The organism is Pseudomonas sp. 3MAES_34.3B (assembly GCF_058145875.1).
Genome location: NZ_CM176960.1, coordinates 1,776,358 through 1,797,685 on the forward strand (window position 1 = coordinate 1,776,358; position 21,328 = coordinate 1,797,685).

At 62.3% G+C, this 21,328-nt stretch carries 13 protein-coding genes; 6 read left to right on the forward strand and 7 right to left on the reverse strand.

What is annotated here, in order from left to right; translation table 11 throughout:
- Nucleotides 1–74: 74 nt before the first annotated feature.
- Nucleotides 75–7,427 carry a putative Ig domain-containing protein gene (locus AC3Z8Y_RS07890; RefSeq protein WP_490089192.1) on the reverse strand — a complete coding sequence of 2,451 codons (7,353 nt, stop codon included), beginning with the start codon at nucleotides 7,425–7,427 and terminating at the stop codon, nucleotides 75–77.
- Between the two features lie 298 nt (nucleotides 7,428–7,725).
- Nucleotides 7,726–8,637 (reverse strand): LysR substrate-binding domain-containing protein, encoded by a 912-nt coding sequence (locus AC3Z8Y_RS07895; protein WP_490089193.1) that lies wholly within the window; start codon nucleotides 8,635–8,637, stop codon nucleotides 7,726–7,728.
- A 109-nt stretch (nucleotides 8,638–8,746) separates the two neighbouring features.
- Between AC3Z8Y_RS07895 and AC3Z8Y_RS07900 the strand changes: the two genes are divergently transcribed.
- Entirely contained in the window at nucleotides 8,747–9,916 is a 1,170-nt protein-coding gene (locus AC3Z8Y_RS07900) for an MFS transporter (RefSeq protein ID WP_490089194.1), read from the forward strand.
- A gap of 26 nt (nucleotides 9,917–9,942) precedes the next feature.
- Complete coding sequence (locus tag AC3Z8Y_RS07905; RefSeq protein WP_490089195.1) at nucleotides 9,943–10,704, forward strand: SDR family oxidoreductase; 762 nt, start codon at nucleotides 9,943–9,945, stop codon at nucleotides 10,702–10,704.
- A 29-nt stretch (nucleotides 10,705–10,733) separates the two neighbouring features.
- On the opposite strand, the gene AC3Z8Y_RS07910 is transcribed toward AC3Z8Y_RS07905, so the two are convergent.
- Entirely contained in the window at nucleotides 10,734–11,699 is a 966-nt protein-coding gene (locus AC3Z8Y_RS07910) for a DMT family transporter (protein WP_490089196.1), read from the reverse strand.
- A 379-nt stretch (nucleotides 11,700–12,078) separates the two neighbouring features.
- Between AC3Z8Y_RS07910 and AC3Z8Y_RS07915 the strand changes: the two genes are divergently transcribed.
- Nucleotides 12,079–12,771, forward strand: a complete 693-nt coding sequence (locus AC3Z8Y_RS07915) for a dihydrofolate reductase family protein (RefSeq protein WP_490089197.1) — start codon at nucleotides 12,079–12,081, stop codon at nucleotides 12,769–12,771.
- Between the two features lie 316 nt (nucleotides 12,772–13,087).
- Here the strand turns inward: AC3Z8Y_RS07915 and AC3Z8Y_RS07920 are convergent, their stop codons facing one another.
- Complete coding sequence (locus AC3Z8Y_RS07920; protein ID WP_490089198.1) at nucleotides 13,088–13,423, reverse strand: con-10 family general stress protein; 336 nt, start codon at nucleotides 13,421–13,423, stop codon at nucleotides 13,088–13,090.
- 340 nt (nucleotides 13,424–13,763) lie between these two features.
- Between AC3Z8Y_RS07920 and AC3Z8Y_RS07925 the strand changes: the two genes are divergently transcribed.
- Nucleotides 13,764–16,121, forward strand: coding sequence for a glucose/quinate/shikimate family membrane-bound PQQ-dependent dehydrogenase (locus AC3Z8Y_RS07925; RefSeq protein WP_490089199.1), 2,358 nt, complete (start codon nucleotides 13,764–13,766; stop codon nucleotides 16,119–16,121).
- A 65-nt stretch (nucleotides 16,122–16,186) separates the two neighbouring features.
- On the opposite strand, the gene AC3Z8Y_RS07930 is transcribed toward AC3Z8Y_RS07925, so the two are convergent.
- Nucleotides 16,187–17,101, reverse strand: coding sequence for a LysR family transcriptional regulator (locus AC3Z8Y_RS07930; protein ID WP_490089200.1), 915 nt, complete (start codon nucleotides 17,099–17,101; stop codon nucleotides 16,187–16,189).
- A gap of 114 nt (nucleotides 17,102–17,215) precedes the next feature.
- Between AC3Z8Y_RS07930 and AC3Z8Y_RS07935 the strand changes: the two genes are divergently transcribed.
- Both AC3Z8Y_RS07935 and AC3Z8Y_RS07940 read left to right on the forward strand, forming a co-directional pair.
- Nucleotides 17,216–17,659, forward strand: coding sequence for a carboxymuconolactone decarboxylase family protein (locus AC3Z8Y_RS07935; RefSeq protein WP_490089201.1), 444 nt, complete (start codon nucleotides 17,216–17,218; stop codon nucleotides 17,657–17,659).
- Between the two features lie 2 nt (nucleotides 17,660–17,661).
- Nucleotides 17,662–18,072: a cupin domain-containing protein gene (locus tag AC3Z8Y_RS07940; protein WP_490089202.1), complete on the forward strand. Its 411-nt coding sequence runs from the start codon at nucleotides 17,662–17,664 to the stop codon at nucleotides 18,070–18,072.
- 412 nt (nucleotides 18,073–18,484) lie between these two features.
- On the opposite strand, the gene AC3Z8Y_RS07945 is transcribed toward AC3Z8Y_RS07940, so the two are convergent.
- Complete coding sequence (locus tag AC3Z8Y_RS07945; RefSeq protein ID WP_490089203.1) at nucleotides 18,485–18,985, reverse strand: DUF1543 domain-containing protein; 501 nt, start codon at nucleotides 18,983–18,985, stop codon at nucleotides 18,485–18,487.
- A 249-nt stretch (nucleotides 18,986–19,234) separates the two neighbouring features.
- A complete protein-coding gene (locus AC3Z8Y_RS07950; protein ID WP_490089204.1) occupies nucleotides 19,235–21,301 on the reverse strand; it encodes a calcium-binding protein in 2,067 nt (688 codons plus the stop codon).
- Nucleotides 21,302–21,328: the final 27 nt, after the last annotated feature.

The following is a 21,328-nucleotide window of genomic DNA, read 5'->3' on the forward strand; positions in this document are numbered from 1 at the left end:
GCCAGCCCGGAACACAATGGCACCTGACGATTGTCAGGGCATCCGTTCCGGGCTAACCCGCCGGGCTTGCTCCCTTACACAGCGAAATCGCTCTGCTGCAGTTGGGTCACACCTACCAGTTGGATCTCGAACTCAGGCGTGGAGTCCGAGTCTGTGCTGCCGTAGAGCACGCCGTTCTCGAACCGCAACTGGCCGGCAGCGCTGAACGCCTGGCTGCCGATGAAGTTGAAGTTGTCGTGGGCGCCGGTAGAGGTGTTGGCGTCCAGGCCGGTAAGGTCGAGCTTGTCACCCTCGCTGCTCTTGAACCCGTTGATTACGTCCCGCAGGTTGCCCAGCCCCAGGTCCGTCAGGGCGACGAACTTGTAGGTGTCGGCACCCGTACCGCCGGTTAGGGCGTCGGTACCTGCGCCGCCGATCAGGGTGTCGTTACCGGTACCGCCGATGAGTTTGTCATTACCGGCGCCGCCGTCCAGCACGTTGTTGGCACTGCTGCCAGTGATGCTGTCGTCGAAACGGCTCCCAATCACGTTCTCGATGTACTTGAGCGTGTCCAGGCCAGAGCCGCCAGTATTCTGCTGGGCGCTGCTGCTCAGGTTCACGGTTACCGTCCCGCTAGCCGCCGCGTAGGAAACCGTGTCGATCCCGTCGCGGCCATCCAGCACGTTGTTGCCGTTGCCGGCGAACAGGGTGTTGTCCAGCGCGTTGCCGATGCCGTTGGCGGCGCCCGCGGTATTGATTACCAGGTTCTCTACGTTCGCGGCCAGGGTCCAGGTAGCCAGGCTGGTGTACACCGTGTCGATCCCGCCCACAGTGCTGTCGCTGCTTTTCTCCACCGTGGTGTCGTCGACGTTGTCCACATAGTAGGTGTCGGAGCCGTTGCCCCCGGTCATGCTATCGGCGCCGCCCTTGCCGTCGAGCACGTTGGCCGCGTCGTTGCCGGTGAGGAAGTTGCGCAGCCCGTTGCCCGTGCCGTCGATGGCCGAATAACCGGTGAGTACCAGGTATTCCAGGTTATTGCCCAGGGTCCAGCTGACCGAGGCTTTCACCGTGTCGATCTGGGTGGTAGAGGCATTGGTTTCGGTGACCACGTCCTGGGCGTTGTCGACGATGTACACGTCCTTGCCGTCGCCGCCGGTCATGTTGTCCGCGCCAAGGTCGCCGTCCAGGGTATCGCCGTAGGCGCTGCCCACCAGCGTGTCATCCTGGTCGGTGCCGAGGATATAGCCGCCGTTCTGGCTGGCCACGTCGTTGTACACGTCCTGAGCGGTGCGGTTGTCGTTGAGGTTGCCCTTGTAGCCGAGGTCGGCGGCGATGTAGTCGGCCAGGCGCTGGCCCACGATCTCGGCCGACTCTTCGTGCAGGTGCCATACGTCGTCGGGGTAGGTGACGGGGTCGGCTTCCTGGCGCAGCGGCAGGTCGGTGTAGTCCACGGCCAGGTCCACGTCCGAGCGTTCCGCGGCCATCTGTTCCTGCGCCGTCCGCACCGCTACCAGGCCTTTCTCGATCTGGGCAATCTTGGCTTCGTCGTAGCCCCGCACCCGCGCGGCATCGGCGTCGTAATGCCCGGTTTCCATGATGTACACCTTGAAGTCGCCAAGCTGCGCGTGCAGGTAGTCGAACACTTTCAGGGTGTTGGCCTTGTAGGCCGCAGCCTGGGCGACCGGGTCGCTCGCCCGGCCGATTTCCTGGGCGGCTTCCTCGCCCTGGCCCCAGATGATGCCCATGGTCACGTTGTCGGTGGCCTTCAGGCTGGCAAGCTGCTCCTTCAACAACTCGACGGCGCGGAGCAGGGCAGGCCCCGGTTTATTCGTGTCGCCGAGCCACCAGGACAGGCGCAGCTCTTCCTCGGTACCAGTGGAGAAGCCATTCACAGTGCTGCCGCCCACGGCGATGTCGATGCCATTGCCGTCGGCGTCGGTGAACTGGCTGCGCACGTCGTAATCGGTGTACTTGCTCAGGTCCTTGACCATCTCGGTGATGCCCGACTGATCGTCATCCTCGGTCATGCGCAGCATCCGCGCGTTGCTCTGGCCCAGGGTCGGGAGGAAGAGAATGTCCTGCTCGGCCCGCTCGGCGAACACGAAGTCGCTGGCGCTTAGGGTGGAGGCATAATTGCCCTGCAGGGTCACTTCGAAGCGGTTGCCATCGGCATCGGACTCGGCCGACTTGATGTAGGTCTTGCTGCCGTCGGCGCTGGTGGTGATGTACAGAGTGTTGTGGCTGCCATCCCCCAGGCCGAGGATGCCCAGGCTGCTCACGTCGATCTTGTCCACGCCCACGGTGAAGTCGGTGATGGTGTCGCTGGCCGTGATACCGCCAGCGTCATAGTCGCGGTAGCTGTCGGTGACTGCCGAGAAGCGGAAGGTGTCCGCCCCCGCGTCGCCGGTCAGGCTGTCGGCACCGGCGCCACCATCGAGGATGTCTGCCCCGGTGTTGCCTTTGAGTGTGTCGGCGCCGGCCAGGCCCAGCATCAGGTCATCGTGGGTGGTGCCGTTCAGGGCATCCTTGCCCGAGCTGCCGGTGATGGTGGTGCGTGGCGCATCGGCGACGGTCAGCGCGAACAGGTCGCTGGCCGAGGCACCCTTGCTGTCGGTGGCGGTGACCAGGAAGTTGTAAACGCCGGCGGCGTTGTCGTTCGGGGTACCGCTGAAGGTCAGGGTTTTCGGGTCGAAGGTCAGCCATGAAGGCAGCGCCGAGCCGTCCTGGAGGGTGGCGGTGTAGGTCAGCGCGTCATTGTCGGCGTCGGTGAAAGCCGCCTGTGACACGGTGTAGGTAAAGGCGCTGTTTTCAGTCGCCGTGCTGTCCTGCAGCGGGTCGGTCAACACCGGCGCGCTGTTACCCGGCAGGTTGCCGCTGGTGAATATGAAGTTGGTGGCTTTCAACGTGGTGAGGTGGTTGCCCTGCAGCACCAGCTCGAAGCGGTTGCCGCTGGCATCGGCGTCATTGCTTTTGAGGTAGGTGCGGTCGTTGGTGCTGTTGTACTGCACCAGCAGGGTGCGGTTGTTGCCGTTCCCCAGGCCGGTAAAGCCCAGGCCGGCCAGGTCGAGGATGTCCACGCTCGCGTCGAAGTCAGTGATCAGGTCGCTGTAGGCCGTGGTGGAGGTGCGGTAGCTGTCGGTCAGCGTGGTGAAGCGGAAGGTATCCGCCCCCGCGCCGCCGGCCAGGTTATCCGCCCCCGCGCCGCCCACCAGCAGGTCATTGCCGGCGCCGCCTTTGAGGGTATCGATCCCGGCCAGGCCGAACAGCTGGTCATTGCCGGCGGTACCGGTGAGGGTGTCCTTGCCGGACGTACCAGTGAGCACGCTGCCGTTGCCCGCAGGCGTGTCCTTCACTGCCAGGGCAAAGGTATCAGTAACGATCCCAGCCTTGCCGTCGTTGGCGGTGACAATCACGTTGAAGCTACCGGCCGCGTTCGAGTCCGGCGTGCCGCTGAAGGTGCGGGTGGCGGCATCGAACTTCAGCCAGGCCGGCAGGGCGCTGCCATCGGCCAGGGTGGCAGTGAAGGTCAGGGTGTCGTTGTCCGCGTCGGTAAAGGCACCGGCCGGGATCGTGTAGCTGAACGGCGATGTTTCAGTGGCGTTCTGGTCCGCCAGCGGTACCGCCACCACAGGGGCGTGGTTAGCCGCAACAGGCGTGTCCTGTACCGCCAGCGCGAAGGTATCGCTCACGGTACCGGCCTTGCCGTCGTTGGCGGTCACGGTCACGTTGAAGTTACCGGCTGCGTTCGAATCCGGCGTACCGCTGAAGGTGCGGGTAGCAGCGTCGAACTTCAGCCAGGCCGGCAGGGCACTGCCATCGGCCAGTGTGGCGGTGAAGGTCAGGGCGTCGTTGTCAGCGTCGGTGAAGGCGCCGGCCGGGATGGTGTAGCTGAAGGCGGTGGTTTCCTTGGCGGTCTGGTCAGCCAATGGGGTGGCCAGTACCGGCGCATGGTTCACCGAAGGCGTGCTGTTGAAGATGAAGTCCGAGGCCTTGAGGGTGTTGAGCAGGTTGCCGGTGACCCCCAGTTCCAGGCGTTTGCCGCTGGCATCGGGCTCGTAGTTCTTGATGTAGGTGGTGTTGGAACTGGAGCTGTATTGCAGGAACAACGTGCCGTTATAGCCGTTGCCCAGCCCGGTGTAGCCCAGCCCGGAAAGGTCGATCTTGTCCACGCCCACCACGAAGTCAGTGATGGTGTCCGAGTAGCTGGTGCTGGAGGTGCGGTAGCTGTCGGTCAGCGCCGAGAAGCGGAAGATGTCCGCGCCTGCGCCGCCGGTGAGTTTGTCGATACCGGCGCCACCCACCAGGATGTCATTGCCGCCACCGCCGTTGAGCGTGTCGGCGCCCGCCAGGCCAAGCAGCTGCTCGTTGGCTGCGGTACCGGTCAGGGTGTCTTTCCCGGAGGTGCCGGTAAGGGTCTTGATCGGCGTGGTGTCCGGGGTGTCCTTCACCGCCAGGGCAAAGGTGTCGGTAACGATCCCGGCCTTGCCGTCGTTGGCGGTCACGGTCACGTTGAAGCTACCGGCCGCGTTCGAATCCGGCGTGCCGCTGAAGGTGCGGGTAGCAGCGTCGAATTTCAGCCAGGCCGGCAGGGCGCTGCCGTCGGCCAAGGTGGCGGTGAAAGTCAGGGTGTCGTTGTCGGCGTCGGTGAACGCGCCAGCCGGGATCACGTAGCTGAACGGGCTGGTTTCAGTGGCGTTCTGGTCCGCCAGTGGCACCGCCACCACAGGGGCGTGGTTAGCCGCAACAGGTGTGTCCTGTACCGCTAGCGCGAAGGTATCGCTCACGGTACCGGCCTTGCCGTCGTTGGCGGTCACGGTCACATTGAAGTTACCGGCTGCGTTCGAATCCGGCGTACCGCTGAAGGTGCGGGTAGCAGCGTCGAACTTCAGCCAAGCCGGCAGGGCGCTGCCGTCGGCCAGAGTAGCGGTGAAGGTCAGCGCATCATTGTCGGCATCGGTGAAGGCGCCGGCGGGGATGGTGTAGCTGAAGGCGGTGGTTTCCTTGGCGGTCTGGTCAGCCAGTGGCGTGGCCACTACCGGCGCGTGGTTCACCGTAGGCGTGCTGTTGAAGATGAAGTCCGAGGCCTTGAGGGTGTTGAGCAGGTTGCCGGTGACCCCCAGTTCCAGGCGTTTGCCGCTGGCATCGGGCTCGTAGTTCTTGATGTAGGTGGTGTTGGAGCTGGAGCTGTATTGCAGGAACAACGTGCCGTTGTAGCCGTTGCCCAGCCCGGTGTAGCCCAGCCCGGAAAGGTCGATCTTGTCCACGCCCACCACGAAGTCAGTGATGGTGTCCGAGTAGCTGGTGCTGGAAGTACGGTAGCTGTCGGTCAGCGCCGAGAAGCGGAAGATGTCCGCCCCTGCGCCGCCGGTGAGTTTGTCGATACCCGCGCCGCCCACCAGGATGTCATTGCCGGCGCCGCCGTTGAGCGTGTCGGCGCCTGCCAGGCCAAGCAGCTGCTCGTTGGCTGCGGTACCGGTCAGGGTGTCTTTGCCGGAGGTGCCGGTGAGGGTTGTGACAGGCGCCGTGACCGGGGTGTCTTTCACCGCCAGGGCGAAGGTATCGGTCACGGTACCAGCCTTGCCGTCGTTGGCCGTAACAGTCACGTTGAAGCTGCCCGCCGCGTTCGAATCCGGCGTGCCGCTGAAGGTGCGGGTGGCGGCGTCGAACTTCAGCCAGGCCGGCAGGGCGCTGCCGTCGGCTAGGGTAGCGGTGAAGGTCAGGGTGTCGTTGTCCGCGTCGGTGAAGGCACCCGCCGGGATGATGTAGCTAAACGGCGATGTTTCGGTGGCGTTCTGGTCGGCCAAGGGCGTGGCCAGTACCGGGGCATGGTTCACCGGGGTCACGCCAGCGAACACGAAGTCGGTCGCTTTCAGGCTGCTGAGCAAGTTGCCTGTAAGGGCCAGTTCGAAACGGTTGCCGCTGGCATCCACCTCCAGGGATTTGACGTAGGTTTTGTCCCCGGCAGCGTTGAGGCTGAGGTACACCGTGCCATTGCGGCCATCGCCCAGGCCGGTGATACCCAGCGCGGACAGGTCGATGCGGTCCTGGCCCGTCGCGAAATCGGTGATGGTGTCTACCCGCGTAACGCCGCCGGTGTTGTAGTTGCGGTAACTGTCCAGGCGGCTCGCGATCACGAAGGTATCCGCCCCGGCGCCGCCGGTAAGGGTGTCTACGCCAGCGCCGCCGTCCAGGGTGTCATTACCCGCGCCGCCGCTGATCGTGTCATTGCCGGCCAGGCCTTTGATCGTGTCATTGCCCGCCGTACCTACCAGGGTGTCATCGCCAGCGGTGCCTTGCGGCGTGGTGGTCGGTGGGGTGGCACCCACGGTGGTGCCGTCGCCGTAGGTCAGGGTCGAGCCCTTGGTGGTATGGCTGATGGCGTTGTCCAGGATGGTATTGCGGTCGGTGCCGTCTTCGTTGCGTTCGGCCACCCCATAGGTGGAATTGTCGCCGCCGGTGATGGTGTTGTCGCTCACCGTGTTGTCGCTGCCGGGGAAGAACTTGCCCGACACGCCGGCGGTGTCGTCATAGCTCTGGATGACCACTTCCGGGACTGGTGCCTTCAGCCCGTTGTTGGTGAGGGTATTGCCGGTAACAGTGACATCCGTGCTGCCATAGATGCGCACGCCCGAGCCGCCGTTGTCGTGGATATTCACGCCGGTCACGGTCACGTCGCTGGACAGCTTCACCAACACGCCTTCGGCGCCGTTGTTGTACAGGCTGCCGCCTTCGATGGTGACGTCGTACGGTGAAGGGATGTTCTCGCTGCCGCGCTGCACCACGATACCGTTGCCGCCGTTGCCATAGGCCACGTTGCCGGTCATGGTGAAGTCGTTGGTGCTGGTCACGATGTTGAACCCGTGGCGGTCGTTGTCGTACGCCACGTTGTTTACATACTTGGTGTCGATCATGTAGTCCGCGACAAAGCCGTCCAGGCCGTTGCCGTGGGACACGCAATTCTCGATCAGCATGTTGATCGTTTGCTCGTGGGGATCGAAGCCGTAACCCGAGCAGTCCTTGATTTCCACGCCGCTGAGGGTGACGTTGCTGTCGTGGCCGTCCTTGCCGGGAATGTAGCCGTTGAACCAGCCGTCGATCTTGCCGGTGGTGTTGTCGCGGTTGCCGTCGATGGTCAGGTTGCTGAGGCCGAAGTCATGGGTTTCTTCGCCGTAGGCCGAGCGGATCACGCCGGTGATCTTGGTATCGGTGCCGTCCGCTACCTTCACGGTGGTTTTGCCAGCGCCCGCGCCTTCCATGTACACGTTGCTTTTCAGCATCAAGCAGCCGTCCGAGGGTTCTTCCCCGGCCGAGACGATAAAGGTCCCGGTTGGTACAAATACCGTCCCGCCGCCCGCTGCTGCCGCTGCGTCGATACAGGCCTGCATGGCTGCCGTATCGTCTGTCACACCGTCACCTACAGCGCCGAAATCCTTTACGTTGAAAATCATGTGCTTGTCCGTCCGCGGGAAAATGTAGGGGACCGGTGCCAATCGCTCGGCGTCCGGCTCGGACGTTTTATGACAGAGTTCACAAAAGGAAACGGTTTAAATGGGATCACTTCGTCAAATATTCTTGGCTTTCGGCGTTAGGAACCCGTAAACGCCGACTTGCTGGCGGCAGTTCCTTTGTAAGCACATTGTTACTCGGCGGGTTCGTCAAAAAGCAGGCGAGCAAAATGCTTTTTTGGCGCTTGCTACGAACGGCCAGGGCCAAAGCGGAAAGCCGGGCGAGCAAGGCAAAGGAAGGTCAGCGGGAAGCTTCATCGGCCAGGCGCTCGGGCTCGGCGATCAACCACTCTATAAAAGCCGTGGCCAACGCCCCATTCGAGGCCTCGCGCGGGATGATCGCTACATACCCTGTACGCGGAACGCGAATATCTGGCAGCGGCGTCATCAGGCGACCATTGGCGATGTCCAGCGCGAGGAGGGGCAGCGGGCCAATGCCAATACCCAACCCGTCTTCCACTGCCTGGCGCGTGATGAAAAAGTGATCGAAGATTTGCCTCGGCTGCCCGGCCAGGTGTGAGAGCTTGGCCGCGTCAAGCCAGCTTACCCAGTCGCCGGCGCGGGTTTCGGTGGCAAGCAAGGTATGCCCGTCAACATCTTCTGGCCGGCGAATGGGCCGCCGCCTGTAAAGGTCGGGGCTCATGATGAGGGTATCCACATCCTCCAGCACCGGCACCACCCGGTGCTGAGGCCACAGGTGTTCACGGGCCACGCCCCGGCGGATGGCGATGTCGGTACCGCCGCGCAATGCCTCCTGCACGGTCGAAACCGTGGTCACAACCGCTTCCACATCCGGGTGCTGGCCATGGAAGTGCGGGAGCCTGGGTATCAGCCAGCGCATGGCGAAGCTGGTCGGCGCGCTCACGCGCAAGATACGCCGAACCCCCGGGTGGCCACACGCCTGCGCCGCAACGGCCAGTTGCTCGAAAGAGAGCGCCACCTGAGCGGCGAATACCTTGGCCATGGGCGTGGCAACCATGCGCCGGCCTTCCTTCACGAACAGCCGCTGGCCCAGCCAGCCCTCAAGCGTTGCGATCTGCCGGCTGACCGCGCCGTGAGTGATGCCGAGTTCTAATCCGGCTTCGGCATAACTGCCCGTACGCGCGGCGACTTCAAAGATGCGCAGAGTATTCAGGGGAGGGAGGCGGCGCATGGCAATCCGTGAGAAAAATGAACGCTACAGGGGACTTTATAGAGGCTGGTTGACCAAGTCTCACGCATTTAGCATTCCCGTTAAAGATTCTCGGACGACGGGAGGCGCAGTGAAACCGTTCAAGCAATGGGCACGGCACAAACGCAGCTTGCTGGGCGCCTGCCTGGCCCATGCGCTGCACGATGGTTACACCGATGGCCTGTATGCCTTCATGCCGGTGTGGCAGGCGCAGTTCGGTTTGTCCTATGCGGCGCTGGCCATGGTGCGCGCGCTGTACTCCGCAACCATGGGCGGCCTGCAATTGCCAGCCACCCGTGCGCTACGTGGTATTTCACCTCGCGTCGCGCTGGTGCTGTCCACGCTGCTCGCCGCTGCCGGGCTGCTGATCATGGCGCTACCGTTGGGCTTCATCGGCTTGTGCGCCGGCCTTGTAGTGGCCGGCATTGGTTCGAGCATCCAGCATCCGCGGGGCTCGATGCTCGTCACCGCCGCCTACGGGAGCGCCCCGCGGCGCGCGCTGGGCATTTACAACTTCTCCGGGGACATCGGCAAGGCACTGGTGCCCGCGCTCGTCGCGTTACTGCTTCCGGTGCTGGCGTGGCAGTCGGTATTGGGCCTGATGGTGGTGCTGGGTATTGCGGTGGTGCTGGTGCTGGCCGCTTTGCTACCGGGCACTGGCATTAGCCATATAGAAAAGCCCAAGGTCGCTTCCGGGCGTGGTGGCTTCGGTATTCTTACGGCCATCGGCGGCCTGGATGCGGCGACACGCATGGGCTACCTGCTGTTCCTGCCGTTTCTGATACAGGGTTTGGGTGGGGGCTCGCCCACGGTGGGCCTGGCGCTGGCGCTGCTCTTTATTGGCGGGGCCTTTGGCAAGGCCACCTGTGGCTGGCTGGGGGAGAAACTCGGGGTGGTGGGCAGCGTGATGCTGACCGAGGCCACCACCGCAGCGCTGATAACCGCCACGCTGTTCACGCCGCTTGCGGCCACGCTGGTGTTGTTACCACTACTGGGGGTGGTATTGAACGGTACCTCCTCGATCCTATACGGCACCGTGCCGGAGCTGAGCACCGGCGATACCGGGCGGGCCTTCGCGATTTTCTACACCAGCGTGATAGGCGCGGGTGGCCTGGCGCCAATCCTTTACGGCGCCCTTGCAGATCACACCACCCAAACGGTGGGCGTTATGGCCACCGCCGCCACCGCCGCGCTGATCGTGCCGCTGGTATTGATGCTAAAACCTTACCTGCGTAGCCCCACGGCAGCGGCTTACGGATAACTCACTTCTTTTTGGAGCACCGCATCATGGCTATTTCTTCGCAGGCGCCTTTGATATTGATCACGGGGGGAGGCCGCGGCGTCGGTGCGGCGACGGCTCGCCTGGCGGCCGCACGAGGTTACGACGTGGCGCTCAGTTATATCCATGACCAAGCCAGTGCCGAGGCGGTGGCGGCGGACGTTCGCGCCTTTGGCCGCAATGCTTTGGCGATGCGGGCCGACAGTGCCGACCCCGAACAGGTCGGGGCACTGTTCGCGGCCATTGACCGGGATTTTAGCCGGCTCGACGTGCTGGTAAACAATGCCGCCATACTCGCCCGGCAGTCCCCCATGGTGGATCTGGATTTCGAGCGCATGCAGCGGATTTTTGCAGTCAACGCCATCGGCCCCATCCTCTGCTCGCAGCAGGCGGTGCGGCGAATGGCGACCCGCTATCAGGGCCGAGGGGGCGCCATCGTCAATATCTCCTCCGGCGCCGCGCGGCTCGGCAGCCCCAACGAGTATGTCGACTATGCGGCGTCCAAGGGGGCCCTGGAGACCTTCACCATCGGCCTTGCGAAAGAAGTCGCGCGCGACGGCATACGGGTGAACTGCATTCGCCCGGGGCACATTTACACCGACATGCATGCCAGCGGCGGCGAGCCAGGGCGCGTGGACCGCGTAAAGGCGTCCATCCCGATGGGGCGCGGCGGCCAGCCAGAAGAAGTCGCGCGGGCGATCCTTTGGCTGGCCAGCGAGGAGGCGAGCTATACCACGGGCACTTTCCTCGATGTTACCGGGGGGAGATAAGCGCTTGTGGTGGCGCCCGGTGAATGCCGCTAGATCGCCTTGGATACGGCCGCCTTCGGCACTTTCGTACGCGTGACCAGCCTGATCCCGGCACACACCAGCAGCAGTGCCGCCAGGTTCTTCCATTCAAGGATGGTCTCACTCAGGAACAACGCGGACAGCAAGGCGCCGAATACCGGCACCAGGAAAGCGAAAACGGTGATCCTGCCCACCGGATTGTGTTTGAGCAGCAGGCTCCACACCGTGAACGCCACTGCCGACAACAATGCCAGGTATACCAATAGAGCCATGGCTGCCGGCGTCATATTCCCGATGGTACCGCCGGTGGCGTAGCCCGCTATCAGCAGGGCAAGGCCACCGATAGCCAATTGCCAAGCGGTCATGACCATCGCATCCATACCGTTGGAAATGGACTTGCCATAGATTGACGCGGCCGATAGCACAAACGCGGCGATGATGATGAAGCCTTCGCCTTGCAGTGATGGCGGTGCGTCGAGCGGGCCGGCGCCAGCGTTGACGGTCAACACCCCGGCAAAACCGAGCAGGCAACCCAGCGCCTTGGGCGTGGACAGCTTGTCATTGTGATAAATGAAATGTGCCAGCAATACGCTGAAGAACGTGGTGGTGGCATTCAATATCGAGGCGCGAACGCCCGTGGTATACGCCAGGCCAATATAGAAGAACACATACTGCAGGCTGGTCTGCGTCACGCCCAGCAGGGTCAATTGCCAAGCCTCACGCGTGCCCAGCCGGAGTACGGGCTTGCGCATCACGATCGCCACGGCGACCAGGCACAGCCCGGCTATCAAAAAGCGATAGCCCGCGAACACCAGTTTGGAGGGTACGTCCTGCGCGGCAATCTCGAGCATTTCATAGCCGCTCTTGATGGCAGGGTAAGAGCTGCCCCATAAAATGCAGCACAGTGTGGCCAACGCCAGCACGGCCTTGGGTTGAGAGAAGAACGGCAGCGCAGGGTGCGTAGCGGAAGGGTTCATTGCATGGCTCTTTTTTTAGAATGAGAGGAGCAGGCCGTGCCATAACGCTGATGACATCGGCCAAAAAACTTTTCTCGCCCGGGTGAAGTGGGCGCACCGGCTCAAGCGAAGCTCACCGTATGAACGATGGTCTGCGCGGCAGCCGGTGTGGCAGGAAAAGCCTTTAAGAGATACGTACAGTCGGGAGGTTCTAGGACATCGTACGACTGCGCGGGGGCGGTTGCAATTCGCTTCCAGGAAGGCGGGATAACCTGGAGCTGCTCCCAGCTGGCGGTGCCTGCAAAGCTAGCCGGGATTATGAACATTCATGCCCTATGCTGAACCATTTCGGCCTGAGCCCGGTCGGCTGTAGATCGTTTTCTCTTCGGAAGAGTCAGCTATGCAGCCCTACGTAATCTGCCACATGATGTCCTCCATCGACGGCCATGCCCTTACGGACGGCTGGGACCGCGAATTCAAGAAGTCCGCCAACGCGCTGTATGAAAACCTGGCGCAAACCTTTGCATTCGATGCCTGGATCTGCGGGCGGGTAACCATGCAGGAAGTCGCTCATGACGAGGGCTACCCCACGGGCATGGCCAAGGCGCCGATTCCGCGTACTCATCATTTCGCTGACCGAACGGCCAAGACCTACGCTGTCTCCATTGATCCTGAAGGAAAGGTGGGCTGGAAAACCAACCGGGCGTTAGGTTCGCATGTAGTCGAAGTGCTGACCGAACGCGTTTCGGACGACTACCTGGCGTACTTGCAGTCCATAAACGTGTCTTATGTGTTCGCTGGCGAAACCGAGATCGACCTCGCGCGGGTCGTGGACATTCTTGCCACGGAGCTGGGGCGCAAGCGGCTGATTATCGAGGGCGGGCCACACGTCAGCGGTTCGTTCCTCAATGCCGGCCTGGTGGATGAAGTGAGCGTGGTTATCCTTCCGCTGGTGGATGGCCGTGGCGAGCATCCCGCTTCGTTCGAGATATCCCCCAAAGCCTGGAAACACCCTGTTCACCTTGCACTGGCGTCCGCTGAGGTGAAAGAGGGGGGCGCGGTATGGTTGCGTTATAAGAAAACGCAGGCTTAAAAGCGCCAGATCGGAAAGGGCGTAATCTTTCATGGGGTTAATTCCTTAATTAACCCCCTATATTAGGTTGTTATCTCCATATGTTTAATTCGCGGGGTAACCTAATACTTTCGGCCTATCGACTTGAATAGGGTTTGTATCGTTTTTTCCTCTGTGCATCAGGTGTTTAGCCGGCCCCCAGACCGACAGTGGACTTCTCTAGCGGTTTGCCGTTTATCGTACAAGTAATAGAGGTGCCGAGGCGGCCAGGCCAGCAGAGTCATGGGCGGGGGGCCCCTCGGCTGGCCTGGCTGTGTGAGAGAGTACTTAGCAAAAATCAGCGGTTGTCGTCACTCTTGCGACCACCGCCATGACTCTGCTGGCCACCCATACGGCCTGCTTCAGATGCCTTTTCCCGATCATTCGCGAAATTGCCCCCTGAAGCCTGACCTCCTTTCTGCCCCGCTTCCGAAGCGCGCTCCGGGTCGTTCTTGAAGTTGCCGCCAGACATCTCTCCACCTTTGCGCCCGGCCTCAGCAGCGCGTTCCGGGTCGTTTGCAAAGTTGCCACCAGAGGCTTCCCCACCTTTGCGCCCGGCTTCGGCCGCCTTATCGCGATCGTTGGCGAAATTGCCAGAGTTTGAGTTGCCGGTTTGGTTCTGATTGTTAGCCATGATCATTACCCTCTGTGAGTTAACAGGCATTGCCCTATACAAGACAGCCTGTAGGGGAAAACGCATAAATAATCTGACGTCTAACAGACGAAATGTACTAATAAACAGACTAAGGTTAGTTTGGAAAAAAGACCGATTTGGCGCTGAAATCTGGCGCGCACGACACCTTGGGACGGCGCATGGGCGAAGGCGTGCAGCGACCCCGTGAAAAGCGATACGAAGACGTCTCGGCGTTTCCTTGGAACCAAACAAGGTCAAGCCAGTCACGTCATCAGGGCTATCTCAGAGAGGCTGGGTAAACACAATGTCGAATGGATCAGGTTCAAGAAATGTCAGCGTCGTGATCGCTGCGCTGTTCGGGCTGGTACTTCTCGTAGGGGGGGTATGGTTGGCAACCTTGGGCGGGTCGCTGTATTACCTCGTGGCCGGGGTGGTATTGCTGGTGATAGCCGGGATGCTGGGTCGCCGCTCCACTGCAGGCATCTGGCTGTACGCCCTGCTGATGATCGCGACGGTGATCTGGGGCCTGTGGGAAGCGGGGACGGACTTCTGGGCCTTGGTACCTCGCCTGGACATCCTCGGCGTGCTCGGCCTCTGGTTGCTGATCCCTGCTGCTACGCGCGGCATCGGGCCGGACGCAAAGCGCAGTCGGGGCTTCCTTGCCCTGAGCCTGGCGTTTGCCATTGCGGTGCTGATCTACTCGATCTTCAACGATCCGCAGGAAATAAACGGTAGCCTGGCCGCCACCCAGCCTCCCAAGCCCCAGCCGGTGGCAGGCGTCAACGACGCTGACTGGCCTGCGTATGGCCGCACCCAGGCGGGCACGCGCTACTCGCCGCTCAGCCAGATCAACGACGGCAACGTCAAGGACCTGCAAGTCGCCTGGACCTTCCGCAGCGGCGAAGGCAAAACTGAAAAGGACTCGGGGGAAACCACCAACGAACTGACGCCTATCAAGGTGGGCGACAACATGTTCATCTGCACCACCCACCAGATCCTGGTGGCCCTGGACCCGGCAACTGGCAAGGAAAAATGGCGCTTTGATCCCAAGCTACAGTCCGAGCCCTCGTTCCAGCACCTGACCTGCCGTGGCGTTGCTTACTACGATCAGGCCAACACCACGGAATTCGCCGCCAGCCTGGCGAACGTGGCGCCTGCCCAGACCGCCTGCCCGCGGAAGGTTTTCCTGCCGGTCAACGATGGCCGCCTGTTCGCCATCAACGCTGACAACGGCCAGCGTTGCAGCGATTTCGCCCAGAACGGCGAGCTGGACCTCAAACACATGCACCCTTATACCTACCCGGGTGGCCTGGAGCCGACCTCTCCGCCGGTCGTGACCGGGACCACTATCGTTATCGGCGGCTCGGTCACCGATAACCTCTCCGTGCATGAGCCATCGGGTGCGCTGCGCGGTTACGACGTAAACACCGGTGCACTGCGCTGGATCTTCGATACCGGTGCCGAAGACCCGAACGCGATGCCTGGCGAAGGCCAGACCCTGGTCAACAACTCACCCAACGCCTGGGCGCCACTGGCCTATGACGCGCAGTCGGACGTTGTGTACATCCCAACCGGTAACCCCACGCCGGATATCTGGGGCGGCAACCGTACCCCTGTGATGGAGCGGTACGCCAGCTCCATCGTGGCGCTGAACGCATCGACCGGTAAGCTGGCCTGGAGCTTCCAGACCACGCACCACGACCTGTGGGACATGGACGTACCTGCCCAGCCGACACTGGCTCAGGTGAAAACCAAAGCCGGCGAAGTGCCGGCCGTGTACGTGCCTACCAAGGCCGGTAACCTGTTCGTGCTCGACCGCCGCGACGGCAAGCCCATCGTGCCTGTGACTGAAATGCCGGTGCCGGCAGGGGAAGCCGCGCCAGGTGACCGCGTGAGCCCGACCCAACCGCGTTCGGCGCTTAACCTCACGTCCATCCAGACGCTGGCAGACAAGGACATGTGGGGCGCCACCATGTTCGATCAGCTGATGTGCCGGGTGATCTTCAAGCGGCTTTCCTACAACGGCCAGTACACGCCACCGTCTGAGCAAGGCACGCTGGTATTCCCGGGTAACCTGGGCGTGTTCGAGTGGGGAGGCATTTCGGTCAACCCTGATCGCCAGGTGGCCCTGATGAACCCGATGGCGCTGCCGTTCGTGTCCAAGCTGATCCCGCGCGGCCCGAACAACCCCCTGTGGCCGAAGGAAGGCTTGACCGGTGCCGGTACGGGTACCGAGATGGGTATCCAGCCGCAATACGGCGTGCCTTATGGCGTTGAAATCAACGCGTTCCTGTCGCCCTTGGGCTTGCCGTGCAAGGAGCCAGCCTGGGGCTATGTGGCCGGTGTGAACATGGAAAACCACGAGGTGGTATGGCGCAAGCGTATTGGCACCATCCGCGATAGCCTCAAAGGCATCCAGCTGCCACCGTTGAAAATCGGTGTCCCGATGCTGGGTGGGCCGATTTCCACTGCGGGCAACGTGATGTTCATTGCCGGTACCCAGGACAACTACATCCGTGGTTACAACGTGACCAACGGGGACCTGTTGTGGCAGGCCCGCCTGCCCGCCGGTGGCCAGGCCACCCCTATGACCTACGAGGCCAATGGCAAGCAGTACCTGGTGATCATGGCGGGCGGCCACGGCTCATTCGGCACCCAGATGGGCGACTACCTGATCGCGTATGCCTTGCCGAAGTGATCTGGCGCTGACCTGAAGCCCTCCTGCGCAAACCCTCCCAAAAGGAGGGTTTGTTCCAAACGGCCCTATAAACGCCACAGCGGATCCGCTGCCATGGTCGCGCAGGCCCAATCGGTAAACGCCCGCACCCGCGCCGACAGCCGTCGCGCGCCGAGGTAAACCAGGCTCATCGGCATGCTCGCCAGGTGCCAGTCGGGCAGTAGCTGTACGAGCTTGCCGGCCGCCAGCAGCGGCGCTGCTTCACACAACGGTACCCCGACAAAACCCAGGCCTGCCTCCGCCGCCGCCAGATAGGCACCGCCGCTGTTGAAGCGCATGGCGGGCGGTTGTTCGAGCAGCACGCTGTTGTCCCCACGGCTCAAGCGCACCGGGTTCTGCCGACCGGTCGCGGGAAACACGAAGGCCAGGTAACGGTGTTCGGCAAGGTCGGCCGGGGTGTGGATGGCAGGCTTTGCGTGCAGATAGGCCGGCGCTGCACATAGCACGAACCGCATCTTGCCGATGGCACGGCACACCAGATCCGGATCGGTCACCACGCCACCGCGAATCGCGCAGTCGATACCTTCCTGAACCAGGTCCACCACGCGTTCGCTGCAGCCGATGTCCAGCTGAATGTCGGGGTAGTCGGCAACGAAGCCTGGAAGCGCCGGTATCACCAGAAAGCGCCCGACAGGCGAGGGCATGTCTACCCGCACTTTACCCCGGGCTACCGTGCGGGTCAGCGACACGCTCGCTTCCAGCTCATCCATGTCCTCCAGCAATGCCCGTGCCCGCTCGAAGTAGGCGGCGCCGTCAGTGGTGGGTGTGACGCGGCGAGTGGTGCGGTGCAGCAGCTTCACTCCCAGCTGGCGTTCCAGCGCCTGGATCTGGCCAGAGAGGGTGGTCTTGGCTGTAGCCATGGCATCGGCGGCGCGGGTGAAACTGCCCAATTCCACGATTCGGCAAAACGCACGCATCGCTTCAAGTCGGTCGAAAGCCATGATTGTCCGGTTACTCGTCTAATGTTTCCGATTTCTGCGGATTTATCCGATGAAGGGCCAAGCCTACAGTAGGTTCATGGCCGGCATCCAGCCGGTAATCACTGAGGAACCGTCATGACCGAAGCACGCGTGAACTATGCCCAGGTAGCTCCCCATGCATTCAAGGCGCTGCTGGGGCTTGAGAAAGCCATGGGCGAATCGTCGTTGGAAAAGTCGATGCACGAACTGGTGAAGATCCGCGCGTCGCAGCTTAATAACTGTGCCTACTGCATTGATATGCACACGGCAGACGCGATCAAGCTGGGTGAAACCCCACGGCGCATTTTTGCGATTTCGGCATGGCATGAAACACCGTTTTTCACTGAGCGCGAACGGGCTGCCTTGCTGTGGACCGAGACACTGACCCTGTTGGCCGACCGTGGCGCCCCGCAAGCGATTTACAACGAAGTGGCCGTCCAGTTCAACGAGCGCGAGCTGGCTGACCTCACCTTCGCCATCGCTACCATCAATGCCTGGAACCGCTTCGGTGTGGGCTTCGCCATGCAGCCGGGGGTGTAATCATGCGCGCCTCGATTGGGCTGGCAACACTGGCGTTCGCCTTGTGCAGCAGCCTGGCGAATGCCCAGGGCGGCGGTGCCGGCGATGAAACGGTAACACCCGTGGCTCAGGCACAACTCCCGCCCACCGTGGGTTCGGATGCAAAAGCATTGCGAGTGGCGTTCGCCCCGGGCGCGACGTCCAAGCCGCACAGGCACCCGGGTCCCGTGTTCGTGGTAGTGGTCAGCGGCGCGGTGGAATCTTCCCTGGACGATGGGCCGGTGCACACCTATAAGGCCGGGGATGCCTGGTACGAAGCGCCGGGGCAGGAGCACCGCGTGACGCGCAACCCGAGCAAGACCGAGCCCGCGGTACTGGTGGCGTGGCTGCTCTCGGACGGCAAGTCGCCATTGGTGCAGCCACTGCACCCCTAGGCGACTATCCAGCGGGTCTGGTTTGTTGTCTAGATGCTGTACCAGTCGTTCTAATGTTGTACAAACCCGTCCATTAGTCGTATGCGCCTCTTCAGACAGAACTTCACAACCCATTTTGCCCTCCACAGCATAGGCTTGAGAGGGAAACCTGATGTGCAACGGCAATCTGCTTCTTTGGAATGAACGGTGGAAACTGCTAGGCGGAAATGCCATCTGCCGTGCATGCGGCTCTGTTCAGCAGGAAAAGGATCGGGCCCAGCCGTTCCTTCACGCCAGAACGTGCAAGCGTGCAGCCGATGGTGCTCACCCTTGGGATGTGCTCGACAGCGCTATAGCTGAAGCGCAAGGCGGTATGCCGGGCCAGTTCGCAGCACAGGGTACACGACACACGCTGGCCCAGCGCACGGGCTAGCTACCGGGTTCCGATCACGATGTACTCGTTACGTTGCAGCACCCCGTGATGCATGGCTTCAACCAGGTGCACATAGTGCCCGCCCACCTGGTCGATCGGCACGCAATCGTCCACGTCTACCACCGCATCGGTATGGGGCTGGTGCCAGTGTTCCAGCACTTGCCGCTTGCCCTTGGCCTTCGCCTCTCGCGGGTTGTGCGCCACCACCAGTAAATAGTGGTGCGCTTCCCCGAACACTTGGGCCTCGTAGCCGCCCAGGTTGATGAAATACAAACGCGGCGCCCCCGCAGCAGGCGCCAGCGGGCTGAGCTCCACCTTCCATTGCTCTATGCCATCCACCGCCATCCAGGCGTCTATGTGCATCCCTTTCGGGCTGCCAAACCATGCATCCCGCAGCTGCGGGTAGGTCGCTTCAAGGGAGTCGCCCACGGCGCAGGCAATGTCGTGGACCTCGATACGAGCCCTGGGGTGTTTGCCTCCGAGCAGCACAACGTAAAGCATGGGTTGAATCCTTGACGCTTCCAAAAGCTGGAAGGTAAGGCAAACGCGCCCGATCGGCCATTGCATTGTGGAAGGCGCTTCCCACAGACTGCACTGACCCCCGTGGGAGCAAGCGGAGCCGAAGGCGGAGCTCGCGAATAAAGGCGCGGCCCATGAATCCAGTGCCGGCCTTCCCCGGGCTACACCTGCGGCGCCGGCCCCGTAGAGGTCGAGGTTCGCAGGCATAGCCCGTGGGAAAGGGGCGAACTATCAAGCCAGCAAGTGCGCCTGATCAGCTTCGGGCGCTACGCCTACCAGGGTTACTTCCGACTGCGGAGCGAACACCACGTTGTTTTCGTCGAGCTGCTCCAGCCAGTTGCCCGCCAGGCCGATCTGGAACTTGTGGCCCTGGGCGTCGGCTTCGTCATCCTTGAGGTAGGTACGGTCCAGCGCCTTGTTGTACACCACTTCCAGTGTGCCATCGGTACCGTCGCCAAAACCGGTATAGCCCAGGGCCGACACGTCGATCTTGTCGCTGTACGCGACGAAGCCGCTGATCAGGTCCGCGAAGCTATGGCTGTCGGTGCGGTAGCTGTCGTCTATGGAGGTGTAGCGGAACACGTCGTCGTTTTCGTGGTTGTCGTTCCGCAGGTTGATGTCCGCCCGGTCGCCGCCATTCAGTTGATCGGCACCGGCGCCACCAATGATCACATCCGCGCCGGCGCCGCCGTTGATGCGGTCATTGCCAGCGCCGCCCTGAATGATCTCCGACAGGGCCGAGCCAGTAATCACATCGCGGCCGGCCGTGCCCTCCACAGTAGGAGGGGTAAACACCAGGTTGGTACTGTTCAACTGGCCGACCAGGTTGCCATCCAGGGCAAGTTCGAAGCGTTGCCCGGAGGCGTCGGCGTCGAAGCTTTTCAAGTAGGTGCGGGTGCCGTCAGCGCTGGCTTGCACGGCCAGGGTGCCGTTGTGCCCATCGCCTATGCCGGTGAAGCCCAAGCCAATCAGGTCGATGCGGTCGTGGGTAGCGTCGAAGTCCTGGATGCGATCGCCGCTGTTCTGGCCGGTGGTGCGGTAGCTGTCACTGATGTCGGTGAAGCGGAAAATGTCCGCGCCGGCGCCACCCTGCAAAACATCACGCCCGCCGTTACCTTGCAGCACATCATCCCCGGCCAGGCCGCGGATGACCTCTACAGCGTCGGTGCCGCGAAGGATTTCGTCGCCGGTATAGCCAGTTACATGCAGCTTGCCGTCCGGGCTCCCGAAGCCGGTATCCACGCTGCCATCGCCGTTCAGGCGAATAACCGTGAAGTCTCCATCGCTCGTGCCGGCGGCGAGGATTTTGCCATCGGCCTGGACGGTGAGGGAGGTGGCGTAATCGGCCTCGAAGGTGAAGGTGCCATTGGCCCCGAAGCTGTTATCCACCGAGCCGTCGGCGTTGAGGCGTAGCAGGCTGGCCTCGCCGTCGTTGCCGCTTTGGCCCAGCACAAGGATCTTGCCGTCCGGTTGCACGGCCACCACTGCGTCCTCGCCAAGGTCCAGCGCAGGGTCCAGATTGAGTACGCCGTTGTCGCCGAAGGCGGTATCCAGCTTACCGTCGGAGGTATAGCGTTGCAGCGCATACACGGGGTCACCGATGCCGGTGGCATTGTACGCGGCGCCCACTATCACGCTGCCGTCGGCCTGCAACGCGGTGGAGATGCCACCGTTGTAGTACTGGTCCTCGGCAATGCCCACCACCAGCACGCCGTTGTCGCCGAAGGTATCCACCAAGGCTCCGTTGCTGCCGATCTTGCTCACGGTGGCTTGATCGAACCCCCGGGCACTGACTTGCAGCGTGCCGTCCGTATTGGCGCTGATGTCGATGTCCTTGAAACCATGGGCGATATCCACCACGACCGCACCATTAGTGCCAAAGGTTTTGTCGGGGGTGCCGTCGCTGTTCAAGCGCTCCACCCGCACGCTGTTATCGAGAGAAATCGCCACAACCACTTTGCCATCGGCCTGTACGGTAGTGACTTCATAGCGGGAGGCCGGCGCTACAGCGGCAGGCACAATGTCTACGCCGCCTTCGTGAAAGCGGGTATCCAGGCTGCCGTCGGCGTTCAGGCGGATCACCGAATGGTTCTGCTCGTAGCCGTAGCTTTCCTCACCGGGCGCACCGGGGTAGCCCCACGCCAGGTAATCGGTATAGCCGCCGACCAGTATCTTGCCGTCCGCCTGAACCGTAATGCTCTGGTTGTCATCGTACTGGCCGTTGAGGTCCACCTGAACCGTGCCTGGGCCGGTTCTCACAGTATGGGTATTCACCGAAGTGTCAGCGGTGTTCGCCATGGGGTTAATCCTTTAAATGTGTTGGAT